General features: G+C 44.6%; 16 protein-coding genes. 5 read left to right on the top strand and 11 right to left on the bottom strand.

From position 1 onward, the window contains the following. Positions 1-22: 22 nt before the first annotated feature. From IE130_RS12650 to IE130_RS12640, 3 genes are all read right to left on the bottom strand, one after another. The gene (locus IE130_RS12650; RefSeq protein WP_189586506.1) at positions 23-595 is read right to left on the bottom strand and encodes a hypothetical protein; all 573 of its coding nucleotides are present in this window, start codon (positions 593-595) and stop codon (positions 23-25) included. A 90-nt stretch (positions 596-685) separates the two neighbouring features. Continuing rightward, entirely contained in the window at positions 686-1363 is a 678-nt protein-coding gene (locus tag IE130_RS12645; RefSeq protein ID WP_189586503.1) for a hypothetical protein, read from the bottom strand. A gap of 196 nt (positions 1364-1559) precedes the next feature. Beyond that, entirely contained in the window at positions 1560-2378 is an 819-nt protein-coding gene (locus tag IE130_RS12640) for a hypothetical protein (RefSeq protein WP_227676218.1), read from the bottom strand. Between the two features lie 92 nt (positions 2379-2470). On the opposite strand from IE130_RS12640, the gene IE130_RS12635 reads away from it, so the two are divergent. After that, on the top strand, positions 2471-3073 hold the full coding sequence (locus IE130_RS12635) for a LysE/ArgO family amino acid transporter (protein WP_189586500.1): 603 nt from the start codon (positions 2471-2473) through the stop codon (positions 3071-3073). A gap of 204 nt (positions 3074-3277) precedes the next feature. On the opposite strand, the gene IE130_RS12630 is transcribed toward IE130_RS12635, so the two are convergent. The 3 genes from IE130_RS12630 to IE130_RS12620 all read right to left on the bottom strand — a co-directional run bounded on the left by IE130_RS12630 (position 3278) and on the right by IE130_RS12620 (position 6571). After that, complete coding sequence (locus IE130_RS12630) at positions 3278-3919, bottom strand: MarC family protein (RefSeq protein WP_010198985.1); 642 nt, start codon at positions 3917-3919, stop codon at positions 3278-3280. A 410-nt stretch (positions 3920-4329) separates the two neighbouring features. Further along, positions 4330-5190, bottom strand: coding sequence for a carboxylating nicotinate-nucleotide diphosphorylase (gene nadC, locus IE130_RS12625; RefSeq protein ID WP_189586497.1), 861 nt, complete (start codon positions 5188-5190; stop codon positions 4330-4332). Positions 5191-5536: 346 nt separating this feature from the next. Continuing rightward, complete coding sequence (locus IE130_RS12620) at positions 5537-6571, bottom strand: NUDIX hydrolase (protein WP_189586494.1); 1035 nt, start codon at positions 6569-6571, stop codon at positions 5537-5539. Between the two features lie 324 nt (positions 6572-6895). Between IE130_RS12620 and nadA the strand changes: the two genes are divergently transcribed. From nadA to IE130_RS12605, 3 genes are all read left to right on the top strand, one after another. Further along, positions 6896-8035 carry a quinolinate synthase NadA gene (nadA, locus tag IE130_RS12615; RefSeq protein ID WP_189586491.1) on the top strand — a complete coding sequence of 380 codons (1140 nt, stop codon included), beginning with the start codon at positions 6896-6898 and terminating at the stop codon, positions 8033-8035. A gap of 1 nt (position 8036) precedes the next feature. Continuing rightward, positions 8037-9956 (top strand): L-aspartate oxidase, encoded by a 1920-nt coding sequence (nadB, locus tag IE130_RS12610; RefSeq protein WP_189586617.1) that lies wholly within the window; start codon positions 8037-8039, stop codon positions 9954-9956. Positions 9957-10034: 78 nt separating this feature from the next. After that, positions 10035-10928: a phosphatidate cytidylyltransferase gene (locus tag IE130_RS12605; protein WP_189586488.1), complete on the top strand. Its 894-nt coding sequence runs from the start codon at positions 10035-10037 to the stop codon at positions 10926-10928. A 142-nt stretch (positions 10929-11070) separates the two neighbouring features. Here IE130_RS12605 and IE130_RS12600 read toward each other — a convergent pair whose 3' ends face one another. From IE130_RS12600 to IE130_RS12590, 3 genes are read right to left on the bottom strand one after another with little or no spacing between them, the layout of a single operon-like run. Next, a complete protein-coding gene (locus IE130_RS12600) occupies positions 11071-11895 on the bottom strand; it encodes an SDR family NAD(P)-dependent oxidoreductase (protein WP_189586485.1) in 825 nt (274 codons plus the stop codon). An 8-nt stretch (positions 11896-11903) separates the two neighbouring features. Further along, a complete protein-coding gene (locus IE130_RS12595; RefSeq protein ID WP_189586482.1) occupies positions 11904-13121 on the bottom strand; it encodes a patatin-like phospholipase family protein in 1218 nt (405 codons plus the stop codon). Between the two features lie 3 nt (positions 13122-13124). Beyond that, positions 13125-15947 (bottom strand): alpha/beta fold hydrolase, encoded by a 2823-nt coding sequence (locus IE130_RS12590; RefSeq protein WP_189586479.1) that lies wholly within the window; start codon positions 15945-15947, stop codon positions 13125-13127. 271 nt (positions 15948-16218) lie between these two features. Here IE130_RS12590 and IE130_RS12585 point away from each other — a divergent pair, with 271 nt between their 5' ends. Next, complete coding sequence (locus IE130_RS12585) at positions 16219-17130, top strand: LysO family transporter (protein ID WP_189586476.1); 912 nt, start codon at positions 16219-16221, stop codon at positions 17128-17130. A 43-nt stretch (positions 17131-17173) separates the two neighbouring features. Here the strand turns inward: IE130_RS12585 and IE130_RS12580 are convergent, their stop codons facing one another. Continuing rightward, on the bottom strand, positions 17174-18391 hold the full coding sequence (locus IE130_RS12580; RefSeq protein ID WP_189586472.1) for a hypothetical protein: 1218 nt from the start codon (positions 18389-18391) through the stop codon (positions 17174-17176). Between the two features lie 70 nt (positions 18392-18461). After that, positions 18462-19730 (bottom strand): FAD-dependent monooxygenase, encoded by a 1269-nt coding sequence (locus IE130_RS12575; RefSeq protein ID WP_189586469.1) that lies wholly within the window; start codon positions 19728-19730, stop codon positions 18462-18464. Positions 19731-19786 lie beyond the last annotated feature (56 nt).

The following is a 19786-nucleotide window of genomic DNA, read 5'->3' as shown; positions in this document are numbered from 1 at the left end:
AATAATTTTACTAACCCAATATTTAGCTATCATGACTATTAATATAGTTTTTCATGACTCGTAAATCTTGCAACTGCTGCGTGTCCATTTGCGCTAACAGATTATCTAAACGCTGCTCAATATTATTGAATACCTGTTGTAATAACGCACTCGCTTCTGCTTTCTTGTCATTACTCACATTGTGAGCATTTATATTCACATTCGCTAGATGGTAGTGACTGGCGAGCATTTCGGGCAAACGCGTATGCAGCAGCTTATGCAACACAAACTGCGCTTCTGTGAGTTCGGGCATTTTATGTTGCGCTTGCAGGGCCTTTTGATAGCGTTGATAGTGATTAACTTTTTCATCGATACGTTTTAATTGGCGCAAGTGTTGTTCTGATAAGCTTTGGAGATGCTTGTTGTTTAGATCAAGCTGTTGCCACTTTATAGTAGATGGTGACAATGTAGATAGTGATAGCGGCGCATCATAATCTTGATAAGTAAGCACACCTGGCGTAATACCAACGGCTTTATGCAAAGCTTGCCAGCCTTTTTTACCCAAATAAACGACCGTGACGGTTGTCACAACCCCAACGCCGATTAATATGCTCATATATATTTACTCTTTGTAACTTACTCTTTATCGCTCAATCATCTGGCTGACGGTTTAGCACTGATCATTCTTTATCGATCGTTTGATATTTTATAACTTAATGTCTTCAGCTTTAGGGCCTTTATTACTCGGGTTTTCTATCGCACTGCCGGTAGCATCACCACTGCCGTGATTGCCTATCTCTTGATTGCTAGAGTGCTCAATTTGGGTACTGGCTATTGGATTATCAAAACGCTGTTGCAAATAGCGATTGGTTGCGAGCAATTTTTGTCCATCTTGGTGATATGAGGCATTTAGCAAATCATCAAACTGAGTATTAATGGTACTCAGTACGTCTAGCAACGCCTCTTTTCCGGTGACATTAGAATGCTTAATCTTAGTGGTATCAGCAAGCGCCCCATCCCCCACATCTAAGTCATGCAAGCGTCGATAGTCAGCTACCGCTAGCGGAATATGTCTGTCCATCAAGTTTTGAATCATAATATAGGTTTCGTTAACGGTATCTTTATCATCTATCTTGCCATCATTATTGGTATCGCCATAAATGACACGTAGCTTTTCGCCTTTTCCATTGATTTGGTCAAGGGCTGTTTTGACTTCCATGGGTAAACTTTTTTCAGGAATATAACCCAACTGCGGCATCGCTTTATATTCAAGCATTTTGGGCGCGGTCACTTTTTTGATACCACGATATCCTAGATATAACCCAGCTGCTGGTAGCATCCCGTATAAAACAAACATCACTAACATCGCCGTTACTTGGGTCATAGGATTGTCCTTATTATTCATCGTAGTTATTATTATAGATAATATTAAAACGCTTAACTCTATAAGATTAAACAAAAAAATAAGGCTTCATTAAAGCCCTATATTGTTATGCATTGCGTCGCTTGTGTTCAAGCCGTGTCCTCAATTCAATCACAGCACTGACTTATGTTAATTTGATGATGATAATTAACAGCCATTAGCTTTTCGTACGGCTTTTGACATAACGGTGCGTTGAGGCAAGACGATTCATAACCGTTTGATGCAACTCGTCCAATAACTCATCAAGCTCATAATCAATTTCTAAAAACAAATCAGTCAGCATGTCGCCTGCGGTCATTTTTCCCTGCATCATCGTGTTTTTGGTGCGATGCGGACTAAAACGTTGCAACTGCTCATAATGATGTAGTGCTTCTGGAATGCTCTCGGATACTAGCTTGTCGATAACAAACTGACGCTCGTTATGTTGCTGCTGTTGCTGCTCGTTGAGCTCACTGCTCCACTCACGGTAACGCTTGAGCTTGCCGTTAATTCGATCTAGTATCGCAACAGCTTCTATAGGCATAGCATTTAGGGTGGCCTCATCAACCACATCAATAAGCTCAGTCATAATCGGACAGCGTCCATGTTTGAGATACCATAGGGTATCGGGGTCGAAAGGCGGTCTGTTGGTCGGGCGCATCGCCGCACGATTGGACAAATAGCGATCGGTCAGTGGCGTTGGCGTCCGAATATCATTGACTTGTGATAACGCTTGGCAGATACGATCGGCACGCTCAGGAGGAGTCAGTGGTAAGCGCTCACTAATGGCGTTTTCATCACGAGCACTGTCTTGATTGTGGATAATACTATCAGCAGGACTGGCATCATCTTCTGCATTAGGAGCGATGGCGCCTTGCTGAACATGTTTGGCAGCTCGCGTTGGCAAATCATCTTGAGCTTGCCCAAATGACTGTAACATTCTTGTCAAACTTACGACCATGTTCTGCTCTGCCCCTTGCCCATTTACTGATTGCATTCGACCACTCAATCCCTTATCTTAACAGTTTTTTGTCACGCTGCCAGTAAGCAAACGTCAACGTTTTGGTCTTTAACATTGAGTAAATGGTTATGAATGCACCCGATTATATTTCTGGTTTTTTGCTGGGATTATCGCTCATTATCGCGATTGGTTCACAGAATGCCTTTGTGCTTAAACAAGGACTCAAACGCGAGCACATCTTTTTTATCTGTCTATTCTGTGCGGTCAGCGATGCGTTTTTAATCTCTGCAGGTGTTGCGGGCTTTGGCGCGGTGACCGCTCAGTATCCGCAAGTCGTCAACATTGCCAAAATTGCGGGCGTCATATTTTTGCTGGGCTATGGCATTCAAAGCTTGTATGCCAGTATACGCCTATCCCATGCGCTCACCGTCGATGGACAAGTTGTGACCAGTTTAAAAAAGGCGCTATTGCTCTGCTTTGGCTTTACTTGGCTCAACCCACATGTCTATCTAGATACCTTGGTGCTCGTTGGCATGGTTTCAACTGGCGCTAGTAGTAAACTGGCCTTTGCGGTTGGGGCTGTCAGTGCCTCATTCTTTTTCTTCTTTGCATTAGGCTATAGCGCGCGCTTACTCAGACCTCTGTTTGCCAAGCCAAAAGCGTGGAATATACTTGATGCCTTGGTGGGTATATTGATGTTTTACTTGGCTTGGCATCTATACCAAAGTTAGAAAACAGCTATATATTCAATCCACTATAAAAGCGTTACAGCGTTAACCTCGCTTGAGGTATTAAATATACATCTACACTTGGTTGCCTTGTACCACTTTTAAATTGAACCGACTACAGTCAAGTTCATATAAATGTACATTTAAAATCAAAAAACCCAAACACATTCTATAAACGTGTTTGGGTTTTTTTAGGATTAACAAAAGCTATATTAAATTAGGAAATAACGTACGCAATCCATTGACGATAATTTCAATAGAAACTGCAGCCAATAACATACCCATGATTCGGCTCATGATATTAAGCCCAGTATCACCCAATAAACGGCTAATACGACCTGCCGCCATCAATGCCAAATAGCAAAAAAGACTGATTAAAAAGCCTGCAACGATAACCGCAGAAACACGCAACATGCCTGAAACTTGAGAAGAATAAATAATAACCGTAGAGATACCACCCGGTCCAATCATCATAGGAATAGCCAGTGGTACTACTGCTGAGGCGGTACTTGGTAGTGCGTGTTTATCGTATTCAACATCGAAATTTTCTTGATCAGGCTTAGCGGGGTTACCATCGCCATTCATCATGTTCAAGGCAATCAAAAATACCAATATACCGCCTGCCAGCTGGAACGAGCCAATAGAGATACCAAGTGCCTTTAGAAGCACCTCGCCTGCCACGGTGAAAAAGCTGATGGTGATAAAAATAGTCAAGCAGGCAATGCGTGCTACTTTACGTCGATCAATCATCGAGTAGCCGCGCGTCAAGTCCAAGAACAGCGTCAAAGCTGCAAAAGGATTAATCAAAACCACAAAGGCTAAGATGATTTTAATAATTTCAGTATCCACTGAGCGCTCGCTTATCTATCGGTAAAACTTGGGCAAAAAGATAAGGCCATCGTGCGAGTGCAACGATGACCAATAGGCGGTTAGCAGTGACATTGTAGCATAGGCAGATAAGCTAATTAAATCATTAACTTTGCTTAACATTCTGATATAAGCGCATTAGCGGCAATAGCTGATTATCGTAGGTCGCTCAGCAACTTTTAACGGATGAATAATCGTATTAACAGTGCTAATAAAGGCGGGGCGTTACCCCGTTATAGTCGATACTAAATAAAATAGATACACGACATTATAATGCGTGACTGGTATAAATTTTTCTTGCTTGCTGTGCCTACGCAGACAGAGACTACAAAAAATTTATATCAGTCACACTGTCTCTTTTTTATATTGAACTGACTATATAAAGTCAAACGTTACGCACTAAAATCAAGACCGATATCTAGAGCAGTGGTACTATGCGTCAAATAACCCATCGCAATGAAATCAACGCCCGTTTTTGCGACCGCTTGCACAGTCTCAGGAGTAATGCCACCAGAGGCTTCTGTCTTGGCGCGACCTTTACACATGGCCACTGCCTGCGATAATATTTCAGGTGGCATGTTGTCTAATAGTACCAAGCTCACACCAGCGTCCAAAGCCTGCTCTAATTGCGCTAGCGTATCGACTTCCACTTCAATCGGAATGAGATGACCCGCGAAATTTTGTGCTTGCTTGATAGCTGTTTTAATATCGCCTGCAATAGCAATATGATTGTCTTTGATCAAAATTGCATCATCTAAGCCCAAGCGATGATTGCGACCACCGCCGCAGCGCACCGCGTATTTTTGCACGATACGTAAACCGGGAATGGTCTTGCGCGTACAGGTAATTTGCGCAGGATAATCCGCCACAGTATCGACAATCTGCTGTGTCGCCGTCGCAATACCACTCAAATGCGTCATGAAATTCAATGCCGTACGCTCTGCCGTTAATAGATGACGTGCATTACCACGTACGATAGCCAATACTGTATCTGCATCAACCTTCTCACCATCGATGACCTGAGCGATAAACTCTATCTGCGCATCAACCAAAGCAAAAGACAGACGCGCCAAATCCATACCGCAAACCACGCCTGCTTGGCGCGCCTTAATCTGGAGCTGCGCCTGCATATCGGCGGGAATGGTGGCTTGCGAAGTCACATCTCCGCGTCGACCCAAGTCTTCAGTGAGGGCAGCCTCAACCAAAGGCTTAAGCAATACTTCATCCAACGCTGGCTCTCGTTCAACTGTCATCTTTAACCCTTATATAAGTATGCTATGAATATAAATTCGATTGATTTAAACTCAAAATGAGCATAAATATAGCGCAAAGTTAGCCTTCCCGCAAGGATAGGTCGGTATTTTATGTGTTTAGGGCGTGCCCTCAATCTGAACGAAAGCGCCTAAATGGGCTAAAAATGGCTAAATCTTGCCAAACTGCGTCAAATAGCTGGTCAATATCATGATATTATCTGTGCTATTTTTCTTGTTTGGCTGCAATTTATCTCATTTTTATCACCATTTTCAAAATGAGGACACGCCCTAGTCAACGTTTATAAACACAGCATATGGCAGAAATATCGTAGGAATAATCTGACAACTATTTGTTTCGTTTGGGCAATTTGCTGTCCATTAGCAAGCTTTGCAGCTCAATATCGTGGCGGAAGCGATAGAGCTTGGCAGGTCGACCGCGCTGAGCGCTACTACTCTCTCCTGTCTCCATCACTAAGTTTTGTGAATCAAGCAAACGGCGAAAATTCTGCTTATGCAGACGCACCCCTGATAAAGCCTCGACGCTTTGCTGCAACTGCGATAAAGTAAAAACGTCTGGCATCAAACCAAAAATAAGCGGTCTGTATTCAATCTTAGCACGCAGTCTCGAAATAGCCGTCGCAATCACGCGTCGATGATCGTAATACATCGGGACGCCTATACGTTGTGACCAATCGTCTGGCAAGACAACGGCTTGATAAGTTGGCGGGTAATTGGGTGCTTCGGGTATCAGCCCCCCTTCATACAGCATCTCATAGCGGAGCAGTACGTGCTCTGCGATCCACTCCCTACTTTCATGAGCATGGTCGCCAACCAAGTCTGTGTCTGTCAGTTCGCCACCTGCTAAAAACGTCTCACTCAGTCCCCAACACAACCCAATACGCTGGCGTCGACGCTGTTGCACAATCAAGTCTTCGGCAGTATTTGCCCATTCCAATAGTACAGGTACGATAAAGTCTGTGATGATACTGGGCATACCATCTAAGTGATTTTCCCACGGGAAATAATCATACCAATCTCGCCACAGTGCCTCGCTTTGTAGCTCTTGCATCTGCGTCTCTTGCACCAAACCCAAATAGCTCACATAAACAAGCGCATGACCATCGATATTACGTCTATTGGTATCAACAAAGGTATATAACTGCTCCAGATAACCAAGCGGTTGCTGTGTCTGCTCCTCCACCCATTGACGCACGCCTGCTTGCAAAGAGCGATGCAACGGCATCAAAGGACCATTGGGCAGCAGCTTGCCTTGATCCACTGTTAATACACGGGCTGTGTGGTCAGTGATGGCGACTAGCACCGCGACCACTTCAGTGGTGCCACTTCCCTGTTGATGCGCATGTGAATAAGACAAAGTCATAGTTTTGGCGACAATCCTTTAAATGTAGTCATTGAATAATAAGTTCATAAAATGCGGCTTTGATACTGTAGATGAGTATAACGTGAATCCCAGACTATCATAGCCTGCCGTTGTAATTCTACAAAACTAAAACTGCGGCTTATTAAACGACTTTACGGTCTGATGAGTTAAAAAATAAGTACTTTCATCGAGGCAGTTATAAAAAAACACTTGTATTTATGCTCAAAATGAGCATAATTAAAACATCTTATTTATTAGCAATATTCAATTGACTTATTTTTAGCGGCATATTACTTGTCGCTACTGTATAAAAGGTTTGCCTTTATGAAAACTTATCCTTACGACGCACCTATCATGAGTACGGACAATCGCATCACCACTCAAATGAACATCGAATATGCCAAAGCTAAAATGCCAGCAGACTTGCCGCGCGCTGAACGCATCGTGGTTGAAGAAAACATCAAGAAGCTATTAAAAAAGCATAATGCGGTATTGGTCGCCCATTATTATGTCGATCCCTTTATTCAGGATTTGGCATTGGCAACGGGCGGTTGTGTGGGCGATTCACTAGAAATGGCACGCTTTGGGCAAGCACACAGTGCACAGACATTGGTGGTCGCAGGTGTCCGCTTTATGGGTGAGTCGGCGAAAATTTTAAGTATGGAAAAAACGGTACTGATGCCAGACCTAGAAGCTGAGTGTTCGCTTGATTTGGGCTGCCCTGCTGACGAGTTTTCCGCATTTTGTGATGCCCATCCTGAACGTACCGTCGTGGTTTATGCCAATACTAGCGCTGCCGTCAAAGCTCGTGCTGACTGGGTGGTGACGTCATCCGTTGGCATCGATATCATTCGCCATTTGCATAATAATGGTGAAAAAATTATTTGGGGCCCTGATCGCCATTTGGGTAAATATATCGCTAAAGAGACGGGCGCAGATATGCTGCTTTGGCAAGGATCGTGCCTCGTACATAATGAATTTAAAGCGACCGAGCTGATGCAATTAAAAGAGGAGCATCCAAACGCCAAAGTATTGGTGCATCCTGAATCCCCTGACAGCGTAGTAGCGCTCGCCGATGTGGTCGGCTCTACTAGCAAATTGTTGCAATCAACTTATGAGATGGATGCCGATACCTTTATCGTCGCCACCGACTTAGGTATCTTGCATGAAATGCAAAAGCGCTCGCCAAATAAGCGTTTCTTAGCAGCGCCTACTGCTGGTGAAAGCGCCAGTTGTAAGAGCTGTGCCTTTTGTCCATGGATGGCGATGAACGGCTTAAAAGGTATCGAGCAATGCCTAATCAATCAGAGCGGTGAAGTTTTGATGACGCCTGATCTGGCAGTTGCGGCTAAAAAGCCCTTGCAACGTATGCTTGATTTTGCCGAATCACAAAAACAGCGAGTGGTAGCGAGCGGTGACATTGTTAAAGACCGTGAGCTGTTCGCCAATGTCGGAGCAGCCTAATATGAATGCGGTGTCTACAGCGGAAGCACTAAGTGCTGATAATTTTGATGGAGCGGTACAAACCGATGTCCTTATCATCGGTGCCGGATTGGCTGGTTTAAGCACAGCTCTAGCATTACCAACATCGCTGAATATTACTGTATTGAGCAAAGCCGACTTGGAAGTTTGTTCAAGCCATTATGCCCAAGGTGGTATCGCAGCAAGCTTAGACAAAGAGGACTCTGTCGCTGACCATATCGCTGATACGCTAATCGCTGGCGCAGGCTTATGCGAAGCTGACAATACCAGTAGCATTTTAAGTGCTGGACAGCAGGCTGTGCAGTGGTTATGTGAGCAAGGTGTGCCTTTTACCCAGATACAGCAAGATGATAATGCACAACCCTTCACTGAACTACAGACTGCTAACTTACATTTAACCAAAGAAGGTGGGCATGGTTGTAGGCGGGTCGCGCATGCGGATGATGCGACTGGTCGACACATTATGGAAGCCTTGACCATAAAGGCTCAATCTGCTGCCAATATCACTGTTTTGCCTTATCATGAAGCGCTGAGCCTTTTAACAAGCAGTGATAATCAGTGCCAAGGGGCGCAAGTTTTTGATCATATTAGTCAACAACAACTGACTTTTTATAGTCGCGCAGTCGTACTGGCTAGTGGTGGCTTGGGTCAATTGTTTAAGCGTGCCAGTGCGCCCAACGTCTGTGTTGGTGATGGCGTGATGATGGCATGGCAAGCAGGCTGCCGCTTAGCGAATTTAGAGTTTATTCAATTTCATCCGACTGGTTTGGCGTTAGATGATAGTAGCTTTTTGATATCTGAAGCCCTACGCGGTGAAGGTGGGCGGCTGACTTGTCCACAAACCGGTTCGCGCTTTATGTTGGACATTGACGAGCGTGCAGAACTGGCACCACGCGATATCGTCGCTCGTGCCATTGCTGAGCAGATTAGTACGAATGGACTTGGCTACGTAAATCTTGATGTCAGTCATCTGCCAGAACAGTTTTTACGAGAGCACTTCCCGCAAATTTATCAAACGTTATTAAAGCTGGGCATCGATATGACTACTGACCCAATTCCGGTCGCACCTACCGCTCATTATAGCTGCGGCGGTGTAGTCACATCTGTCAATGGTATGACCGATGTGGCGGGTCTCTATGCCGCTGGCGAAGTTGCCTATACAGGTTTGCATGGGGCTAATCGCTTGGCGAGTAACTCACTTTTAGAATGTGTGGTGGTTGGACGTAATATCGCTGCTGACTTACCGCGCTATTTGAAAGCATTAGAAAATTTAGATACCGTTGCCATTTATGATAACTCAAATTTATCAGCCCTTGGCATTTGGACGCCGCCAACGCTTAAAGATACTCAGCCCATTACTCTACCACCGTCTACTGACCATGAAAGCAATACTCATCATAACGTCAATATAGATGCTAATATAGCTGGGATAACCGCCAAACTAAAAGTTTTGATGACTGCTCATATGGGTATCACTCGCAGCGCTGGGCAATTAGCACAAGCATTGCTACAAATAGAAAATTGGCAGCAGCAGCTTGGATGCCTCAAGTCTGATCCTCTCAATATAACTAATTCTCTCGATATAACTAATTCTCTAGATATGAATAGTCAGAGCAAGACCATTCCCTATGATGGCTTGGCACACTTTCAATTAGCACGACAATTACAATTAGCGACATTGATTATTCAGTCGGCTTATCAGCGTTATGAGAGTCGCGGTGGTCATTATCGTCAAGACTATCCGCATTTAGCGACCACACCTCGGACCAGTGTAATTGAGCCCTTATCGAAGCTGATAGATGATGACAAAACAGGTAACAAAGAAGGTGGCATTGATTGGATGGTTCAGCCTATAATCGGTGACACAGAGGTTGGATCAGCACATACCGTTGCTAATGTTTAACAGCGATTGAAGGTTACTACTCTAACCATCACAAAACGGTAGATTGCCGTTTTTTATTGACCCCAAAGTGCTAAAAATATGGCTACTGATACGCTGTTTGTGATCGGACTTATGATGGTCGTCAGTTTGACGTGGGCCTTGCTTGCCCTACCTCGCTTGCGTAAGCGCCTGCCAAAAATTTATCTGATTGCACGCTCGTGGTGGCTGATGTTAGCGGCGCTTTGCGCGTGTTATGTTATCGCTAAGATAACGGATAATAGCCAACCCTCACAACCTCCTACCTACCCCTACCAGTGGTTACTCATTGCCTTTTTCGTCTTAATTGGTTTGCGTGGTAGCTATGAGATCAAACGCTTATGGTGCCTACGCAACAAAGCTGTTCTGATTCACAAGCTCCAAGCGCGCGGTTTGCAGGCGAATACTCAGCCTTTTAGCCAAACCTCTCCTCATTCTCCTCAAGCTTACACACGTTTAAATCTGTTAGACCTACTCTTTAGTTTTGCTTTTATCACCTTGATTGTCAGTCTCATTGCCTTACAACAATTAATCTGGCAGCGCGAACAGTATGGCGTTTTATTTTTTGTTTTATATGCCAGTCAGTTTAATGATATCGCCCAGTATTTATGTGGACGATTGCTTGGTCACAAGCTGTTTAAGCGTGGTCTTGCTTCCACCATTAGCCCGAATAAAAGTATCGAAGGTGCTCTTTTCGGTAGTATGCTCGCGGCGCTATTGGCAACGCTATTGGGCATTTGGCTCACGCCTTTTAGTTGGTGGATTTGCTTATTAGCCGCTTATGGCTTAGCGGTCAGTGGTATCGCTGGAGATTTATTAGAGTCCGCCTTTAAACGTCAGCATGGGGTAAAAGACACGGGTACGATGCTCGCTGGACATGGCGGCGTATTAGATAGAGTGGATAGCTTGCTGATTGGCGTGCCGTTATTTACCTTATTTTATTGGCTGCTCGGCTAAGCTGTTATATAGTCGATTCACTTTTAAAAGATACAGTGCTATTGGGATTAATTATTCGCAGCCTCTGTCGGCGTAAGCACAGCAAGCAAGAAAAATTGATACCAGTAGCACGTTATAATAGTTGTCTTTCTTTTATTTAGGACTAACTATATCCAGTAGGTTTATCCAATCTACTGCGCAATATCCAGTTAAGCACAGGCTTAGGTAAATGATTGAGCGCCCGAGTAATATAGCGCATGGAGCGTGGAAATATAGCCAGCTCAATATCATCATCAATCGCTTGCATAACATTCTCAACCGCCGTTTGCGTATTGATTATGAATGGCTTATGGCTGGCATCGCCGTCATTCAAATCACGCAACGCTTGGGTATCAATATAGCCTGAGGCAATACAATTCACTTGGATATCATAAGGTGCAAGTGCTGCTCGATAAGCGCTGGCAGCCGCAATCATGGCACGTTTGCTTTTGGCATAAAGACTGGCATAAGGATACTGCATAGTGCCGGCGATAGACGCGATACAAATCAAGCTTAGTCTGTTGTTTTCCTTGCAATCTGATGAATAACTTTGGCGCTTTAACTGCTCACTTGCCCACCTAAAAACCTGCTCAAAGGCTTGCAAATTAATCGCGAGCATTTTATCGCTGTCCGCTTGATTGAGACGATAGACACGCTCATTTGTGTAACTACCCGCGCTATAAATCACTCTTTGAAAGCTGATATCTGACAAGCTCTCTAACAAACTTTGTGTTTGCACACTATCCATCAAATCACAGCAATAAGTGACAATATTAGGATGCTGACTATTGATATTATCTATCTTCTCCATACTATGACCAACCACGCTCACTTGCCAGCCAAGCTGATGATGATGCAGCGCCAACGCCAAGCCAAGACCACTCGTACCGCCAAAAACGATAAGATGCGATGGTTTATGAGTTGGAATAGACTGTGTAAAGTCTTTCATTTTTGAGTTCATAGCCCGTGCTGTTGTATATAGTTGACCGTACGCTGATAGCCATACTGCCATTGCGCCTGCATTTGCTGCACAAAACCGTCATAGTCACTGTGAATGAGTTCAACCGTCATTTGCTTTATATTAAAACGCTTTTGTACATGCTGTCCTGCCAACTGCTGACCATTATCTGCAAAGGGTAACCAATGCAATTGACGGCTATTTCTTTCTGACTTCACAAGTGATGACGTTTCCATTGGCTGATAACCATGCACCTGTGCCAAACGCTCATTGGGGTCAAAACCAAAAACGCGCTGAATCGCTGGCGAAGCAAGATAAGTATCGTATCCTGCCTTGGTCTCTGCAAATACAGTCTGCCCTAGCTGACATGCTAGCTCGATCGGCGTGAGATTAATTACCCCGCCTAAGCACCACCCCAAATCGTCTATAGGCGTTGGCGGTAGATAATACATATCTGCCATAGAAGCACGAACCGCTGAATTAAACGCCCACTGCTTTACGACATTTACTGACTGATGAATACGCCCATCAGCAAACGTATGCGCAGGTGCGTTAAGCATTTCATCAAAATGCTCTGATACTGCCAAACGCGGTGGCGCAAATAACAACTCTTGTAGTTTAAACTCATTGTGAACAGATTTATCAGCATTAGGCGTTTGATTAGGTGCTTGATAGAGTCGACTAGCGATAATGGCTATCTCTGGCGCGGCGGCATTAAAAGAATTATTATTCTGCTTGGGAGAAAAACGAGACAATTCATCGAGCCATTGCACCTCGTTATCTATCCGAAACATTGCCAACTGCTGCAACTCATCTAATAGTCGTTCGTAGTTATCTGCTTGCTGCTGTTTTTGGCGGTTGGACAGCTGCCGTGACAAGCGCCAGCGTTTAAGCGCCTGAGTCACATAGCGTATTTTCAATCGTTTATTGGCTTCGTCTGGCGCGACATGTCTAATTGCAGTAATGACGCGGTACAACTCACGGCTGCACATCAGCTCCTGCAAATCCTTGGGGTCAGGCGCTAAATTGACTAAATAAGCCGACAGACTACCACCGCAAGTGCCGACGATGATATCTGGCGTCAAATCATGGGCAACCAATGCCGCATAACTGCCCAAATAATAACCAAAACGCGAGCCACCTCCGGAGAAAAGCTGGACACGCTCATAAGGTTTGCTGCTTTTTCTATTCAAAGGCTTGACGCTTTTATTATTCATCTATCACTTATCATCGGTTGATGCTGTTTTAATTGCTAATGACACGGTAAAGATACCAAAACGGTCGATGCGCATGGCGACTTTCTTAAAGCCAGCATTCTCAACCAATTGATCCATTTCCGCTTGTGAGCGACAGCGCATCACCCAACTGCTACCGCGATGATTGTTTAAGGTTTTACTAATAAATTCTTGCTCAGGATGCCACGGCTGATTGGTATAAAGTAAATAACCATCAGATTTTAAACTGTCATAAATACCCGCCAATGCCGTCGCTGGTAGCGTATTGTCAGAAAACAATTCAAACACGCCAGAGGCAATGGCGATATCGAACTTTTTATCATCAAGACCTTTAGCATCGCCACTTCCCTTCTGTACATAAGAATAACTGGCAGGGTCAAACGCATCTTTTTGACAAGTAAGGACTCGATCAGCAATCTCTAACTGTTCCGCCTTTGCCTGTAAGGCTTGGATATTGTGCTGCTCATAATCGCGTAGCTCAGCGTGCAAGTTGGTAAACTCTGTCAATAAATCAAAGGCATAAAAGCCATGCCCACTAGCGATATCGAGTAGTTTCGGCTGGAATGACTCAGTGCTGTTTTGCTTAGCTTGGTTTTGACTAGCTTGGTTTTGATTGCCAGACTTTATATCTGCTAAAGCTTCACGTGCCAGCTCTAATATATGCTCACGGCGAATACGAATCCCTTGCCAACCAATATTGCTCAAGTAAAACTTATCGACCGCCTGACCAAATTTATTCTGACCACTGGGCTGATTATAATACACGTGATCGAGCGAATGCCCCGAATCAAATCCATGCTCCAGTCCTGTGGCAATCGCGTCGCTGACATGACCAAATTTTTGCATAGCAAATCTAGTAATGGCAAAGCTTGGATTAAAGGGTTTAATCGCTAAACGATCAACCTTATCTTTACTGGCACTATTAAGATGAGCCGCGCTTAAATCAGGCGCTTTGACTGCAGATTTAAAGACTTGCTCGGCGAAATCAATACAATCTGCAAAGACATCTGCCTTATTGGTCTCATGAAAGATCGCATGATAGTTGTCTGGATATAATTGCCAGCGTTTATCAGTGGTATTGATGGCCTCATAAAAATCGCGCTCTGCCTGCTTATCGACTACATAATCCTTACCGGCACATAATATAAAGGTTGGCACGGTGATAGCACCCGCATCATCGAGCAAGCGTTGACCCGTTGCATGCGTATCGATGAGCAAGTCGGTCGAGATGCTATTCGATATCAGCGGATCGGCATTATAAGCTTGCTGTGCGTCTTTATCATGCGTTAAGACTTGCGCCTTGACGTAGCTGCTCACGCGTGACATCAGTCCAAGCGCGCGAGCTACCTTTAGCGACGGTATGGCAAAAGGCATGTACAAGCGAATACTCAGCGCTGGCGTACCCAATATCATTCCGCGAATACTGGGGGCATAATCATGTACCCATGCTGCTGCGAGTACTGCGCCGATACTACTGGCGACGATTAATGTATCCTCAATAGCAATGCCCGTTTGCCCAATAACCAGTTGCACAAAACCGTCTAAATCGCGCTCCAGCTCGGTGACGCTTTCGGCATGATCCTTGATACCACCTGAGCGCCCATTACCACGCGCATCCCAAGCAAATACTTGATAGCCAGCTTTTGCAAATTGTTCCCCAAGTTCTGCTAAGCGTCCTGAATGCTCGTGACCACGATGCAACAGAATGACTTGGCGCTGTTGTGTGTGTTGCTGACCGGCTTGTTTGATATTCTCTAAAGGCATCGTCAACCAATAGCGATAATAGATTGCCGTGCCATCATACGCGTTGTAGCAACTTTCACCGCTAACAACTTCGGACGATGATAGATGAAGGTCATCGCTAACCTTGTTTGGGGCAGCTTTGGCATTGGTAGACTGGGAATTTTTAGAAATAGCGGGCATTGTCTGGGACTCCAAAAGGGACGTTTTAGCAGCAGAGTTTGATAAAGGAGAGTTCGATAAAGGAGAATTTAATGACAAGGTATTGGGAGATAGCGTATCAGGTTGATCAATAATCGCTTGGCAATCGATAGATGAAATAGATTGATACGATGCGTCTGGTATTGACTCAAGACTGTCTGAGCGGTTTGAGCGCAGCACAGGTAGTTTACGCATCAAATATAAGTCTGCCATATAACGCAGTCGATTGAGACAAGTTTTTAGTAGCAGCGCCTCTGTGAGTATAAATAATTGCCCTACTCTGATATGAGATAGCACGATCGGCGCTTTAATTGCCATAAAAGTGCCAAGCACACCGAGCACAAAAGCACGATCACTTTTGCCCAAAGGCCCTTGATTCGCTCTAATGTCTAACATCCTATTACTGGCGATACCTAGTAACTCGGTGCCGATACTAAGCACGATTAGACCGACAATATGTGGCTGATGAATTGATATATTGTTGGGAAAATTGACTGCCGACGCTTGCCAATTATCATTAGCAACATGCGGAGCAAGACTTGCGATAAGCGCCGTATCAGCCACGATATCACCCACTTCATTGAGCACTTCACCAAGTTTAGAGGCTTGCCCGTGCTCGCGCGCCATCATGCCATCGATAGCATTGAGCGCCATGCGTACAAACAATGATGAAGGCAATAAAAGCCATAATTCCTGCTTCTCAGTTGCGGGCTTGGCAATCAAATAAGCCGTACCAAGGCTCAATAAGATGGCTGACACCGTCACTTGGTTAGCAGTAACCTTTTGCTCGACCAATGCATCGCTAATTGGGCGCAATTGATCTTGAAACTGAGATTTGAGCTGATAGAGCGACATAAGGCGAGCCAAATATATTCAGTCCTTTAATGTAACAACAAAAGTTGATTAGGTAAATACTTAAGTATGGCTGTTAGCCGGATTATCATGCATAAAACCCTATCCTACCATCTCGCTACAAAGGTGCTTATCTTATCAGTCAACATTTAATGGTTAAACAGTCAGTTTTCATAAGGAATCTTAGTTGCTCATGTCAGTATTAATCGCTTGATATGCTACAATCCTCAGCTTCTTAGAAATACCTTCTCAAAAACACCTTTAAAAATGCTACGAGCCTGCCACCATGCAAAGCCTGATTACCCTTGTTCTGGTATTAATGCCAATGTTTATTGGTTTTGCCATTCCTTCTAATCCTAAAATGACCAAGCTTGCGGATAAAGGCTTGTCTTATTTGGTATTTATCATCTTAGCGCTGATTGGTATTGAGCTGTCGCAAGTGGAAGGGCTTGGCAGTCAGATAGGCGAGATTGCGCTATATGTCACTATATTGTCGATATTGACGATTGGTACGGGCTTATTTTCCCTGATGTTGTTCGATCATTTGCGACCATGGCACGCCAAAAAACCCAGCGTAAAGTCTAAAGAACATCGCGTCAGTATTCGTGGCAGCCTCGCTCAGGTGATTTGTGTGGTGATTGGTATGGTGATTGGATATTTCCTACCAGATAATTATATGCCGCCTGAAAACACCATGACGGTGATGTTAATGATATTAATTTTGCTGGTCGGTATTGGCTTAAAAGGCTCGGGTATTACTTTAAAAGAAGTGCTGCTGAATAAACGCGGCGTTGAGATGAGTGTCATCTTTACGCTAGCGGTATTGGTTGGTGGTTTATTCTTTGCGCTGATGTTCAGTGAGGTATCGTGGACGAAAGGCTTGGCATTGGCATCAGGATTTGGTTGGTACTCGCTATCAGCAATCGTCATGACCGATGCTTATGGCGCGGTTTGGGGCAGTGTGGCACTCTTTAACGACTTGGTACGTGAATTTTTTGCGCTGATATTTATCCCTGTGTTTATGCGTAAATACCCATCAGCAGCGGTAGGACTTGGCGGCGCGACGAGCTTGGACTTTACCTTACCCATTATTCAGCAGTCTGGCGGTCTAAAAGTTGTGCCACTGGCAATTAGCTTTGGCTTTATTATTAATATTGTCTCGCCTGTGTTGATGGTGGTATTTTCGGCGTTGGGATGATAGCAAAAATTTTGATTCAAATAGGGTGAGAGTCCTTTCATTATCAAGCCACTTCAATATCTTTATCCACTCGACAAGCCCTATCATGCCACTCAACAAAAGCCTTTATCGCTACAGACTCTAATTGATGACTGGCTTCCTTGCCAGCAAAACTCTCAATATAACGACAGGCACGGTAGCCTTGGGCAAAACGATCATAGTAAACAATCCACTGTTTACGTGCTTTTAACTCATCTTGACGTTGCTCAATGCTATTCTCCACATCAGTATTATCAGAGCCAAACCAAAAGTTTTTAGCAGGGATATCTTTAGCCAACTTATTGTTTTCAACCTCACCCATACGCCACGGCTTGGCAGTGAGCCGCGCTCGAAAACACTGCTGCGCCTGACAAAGACGTACATAATTAGCATCCGCATGGAAATACTCAAACCACTCCGCGACCAACTCATCACTTGGCGAAATGGTATCGTGTGTGGCAATAATGCGAAATCCTGCTGGCGTTTGATATAAACGAAAGCGTTCGGTAGGATGATTGACAACACGTTTTTTGATTACATCCATCATGTAAGGCAGTAATGAGGCGATATCATCGGTATATTTTTGTGCGTGTGCTTTGTCTCTTTGGCTGGCCTGTTGCCATAGATATGCAGTCACGCCAAACATAACTGCCAATAGCCACAACCAAGACAATCCTAGCCAAGCGATGACACTGGCGATAAGTATAAACACAAGGATAAAAACCCAAACTTTTAATTTGCTTGATGGTTTACTTTGATAAGTGGGTATAGCAGGCATAAAACCATTAGGGCTGTAATGTTCGGGATATAAATGACCTAATAAGTCTTTATTATCGACATCAATGATTGCGATGTTATCGACGTTGGCAACCTTCGCACCGTAACTGTTACGCGTCACAATGAGCTGAGTATCAGACAATCTATTCTCTAAATTGCCTTCTATTAAGCCATTCTCCGAAAAACCATGCTCGGAGATAATCTCTTCACGAATGGGAATACCATTACTTGCGTTATACTCTTCCCTGCGCTCACGGCGTAAGATATCTTCACCTGTCAGCCAGCGATGATGCGCCTCATTGACTCTTGATTTAGCATGGCTTAGCGCCTCTGTTTGACTGACATCTGACCAACCATAACGTTTAATAGTGGCTTGTTTAGAATTAAAAGTATCAGACGTGTCATCAGCCGTTTCTGATAAATCAAAGCGCTGTTTGTATTGCGCCCAGTATTTGGGGATAAGCATGGGGTTTGCCTTTGGATAAGTCATTTAAGATAGATAATGGATAAGTGCTCAATATCTCTAAGTCAAAACCCTAAACCCCACTCGCCTGCTTAGCAAACAGTCTCATCAATGGCTTAATTTTGCCAACTCGATACATACCTTCGCTGCGGATTTGTTGAATAGGACGCATCTGTGCAAGCGACCCTGCGAATAGCCAGTTAAGCGCGGAAAAGCTATGCATCATTAGACTGTTATGCGGACGGCGCAAACGCTCGTAGCTACGCAACGTTTGATTACTGCCCCAACTGGTTCCACCACTACGGGCAAAGTCGTGTGACAATTGCTCGCTTAGAGTCTGTACATCGAGCATGCCTAAATTCAACCCTTGACCTGCCAGCGGATGGACACCATGCGCCGCATCACCGATCAAGACTAAGTTGTCCGCGACGTAGCTTTTCGCTTGTTGCGCGGTCAATGGAAAACTGGCGATTGACTCAATCTGAGTGATAGCACCTAGCTCATAGTTACTGGCAGCAGCCAATTTATCAGCAATGACGCGCGCGTCCTCCTCTATCAATGCCAATGCTTGATTGCGAGGCAATGTCCATACGATCGACTGCCAGTGTTGCGGGTTGGCTTTGTCTTCATCAGTAATATCCGCTAATGGTAATAGTGCCAGCGTACCTGTGGGCAGCATCGCCTGACGAGCGGTTGCTTGATGCGGCTTTTCGGTGTGAATCGCACAGCAAATAGCGGTTTGATTATAATCAAGTGTATCTAGCCCAATCGCTGCTTGCTGACGCACAAATGAGCCGCGACCATCAGCACCGACCAGCAGCATTGCATCGATATTAGTATGATCGTCTAACGTCACACGGTAGCCTTGCTGCGTACCCAACCAATCCATATTGATAACTTTATGTCCAGCGATAACGGTTAGATAGTCACGGACATCATCCTCAGATAAACGCTGCCATAACGCATGTTCAATGACGGCAGGCTCGACCATGCTGCCAAGCATTTGCGGTAGCGTAGTATTAGAATGATTATCACCACTGTCGCCAAATAATAGCTCGCCCATGCCGTTCAGTTGCCATACCTGCATTTGTGAGTAGTCCGCTTTACGCTCAGAGGCAGCAATTTTTTGCCACGCGCCGACATCACTGAGTAAATTAATACTGGCCACGCTCAGTGCATAAACGCGAGCGTCGCGTTGCTTCAATATGTCTTGCCACTCTGACTCATCACGTTCAGGGCGTGCATCAATCAACGTCACGGGCATTTTTGCTTGCGCCAATTTTAACGCTAATGTCGCCCCAACAATACCGCTACCGATAATCAGCGTATGATTATTTTTCATAAGTTATTCCTACATTTAAGTGCCATCGTATAGAACATTGGTATAGACCGTTGATA

Source organism: Psychrobacter glaciei, from assembly GCF_014652895.1.
GTDB lineage: Bacteria > Pseudomonadota > Gammaproteobacteria > Pseudomonadales > Moraxellaceae > Psychrobacter > Psychrobacter glaciei.
Note: the sequence above shows the minus strand (reverse complement) of the source record. Positions and strands in the feature narration are given on the sequence as shown.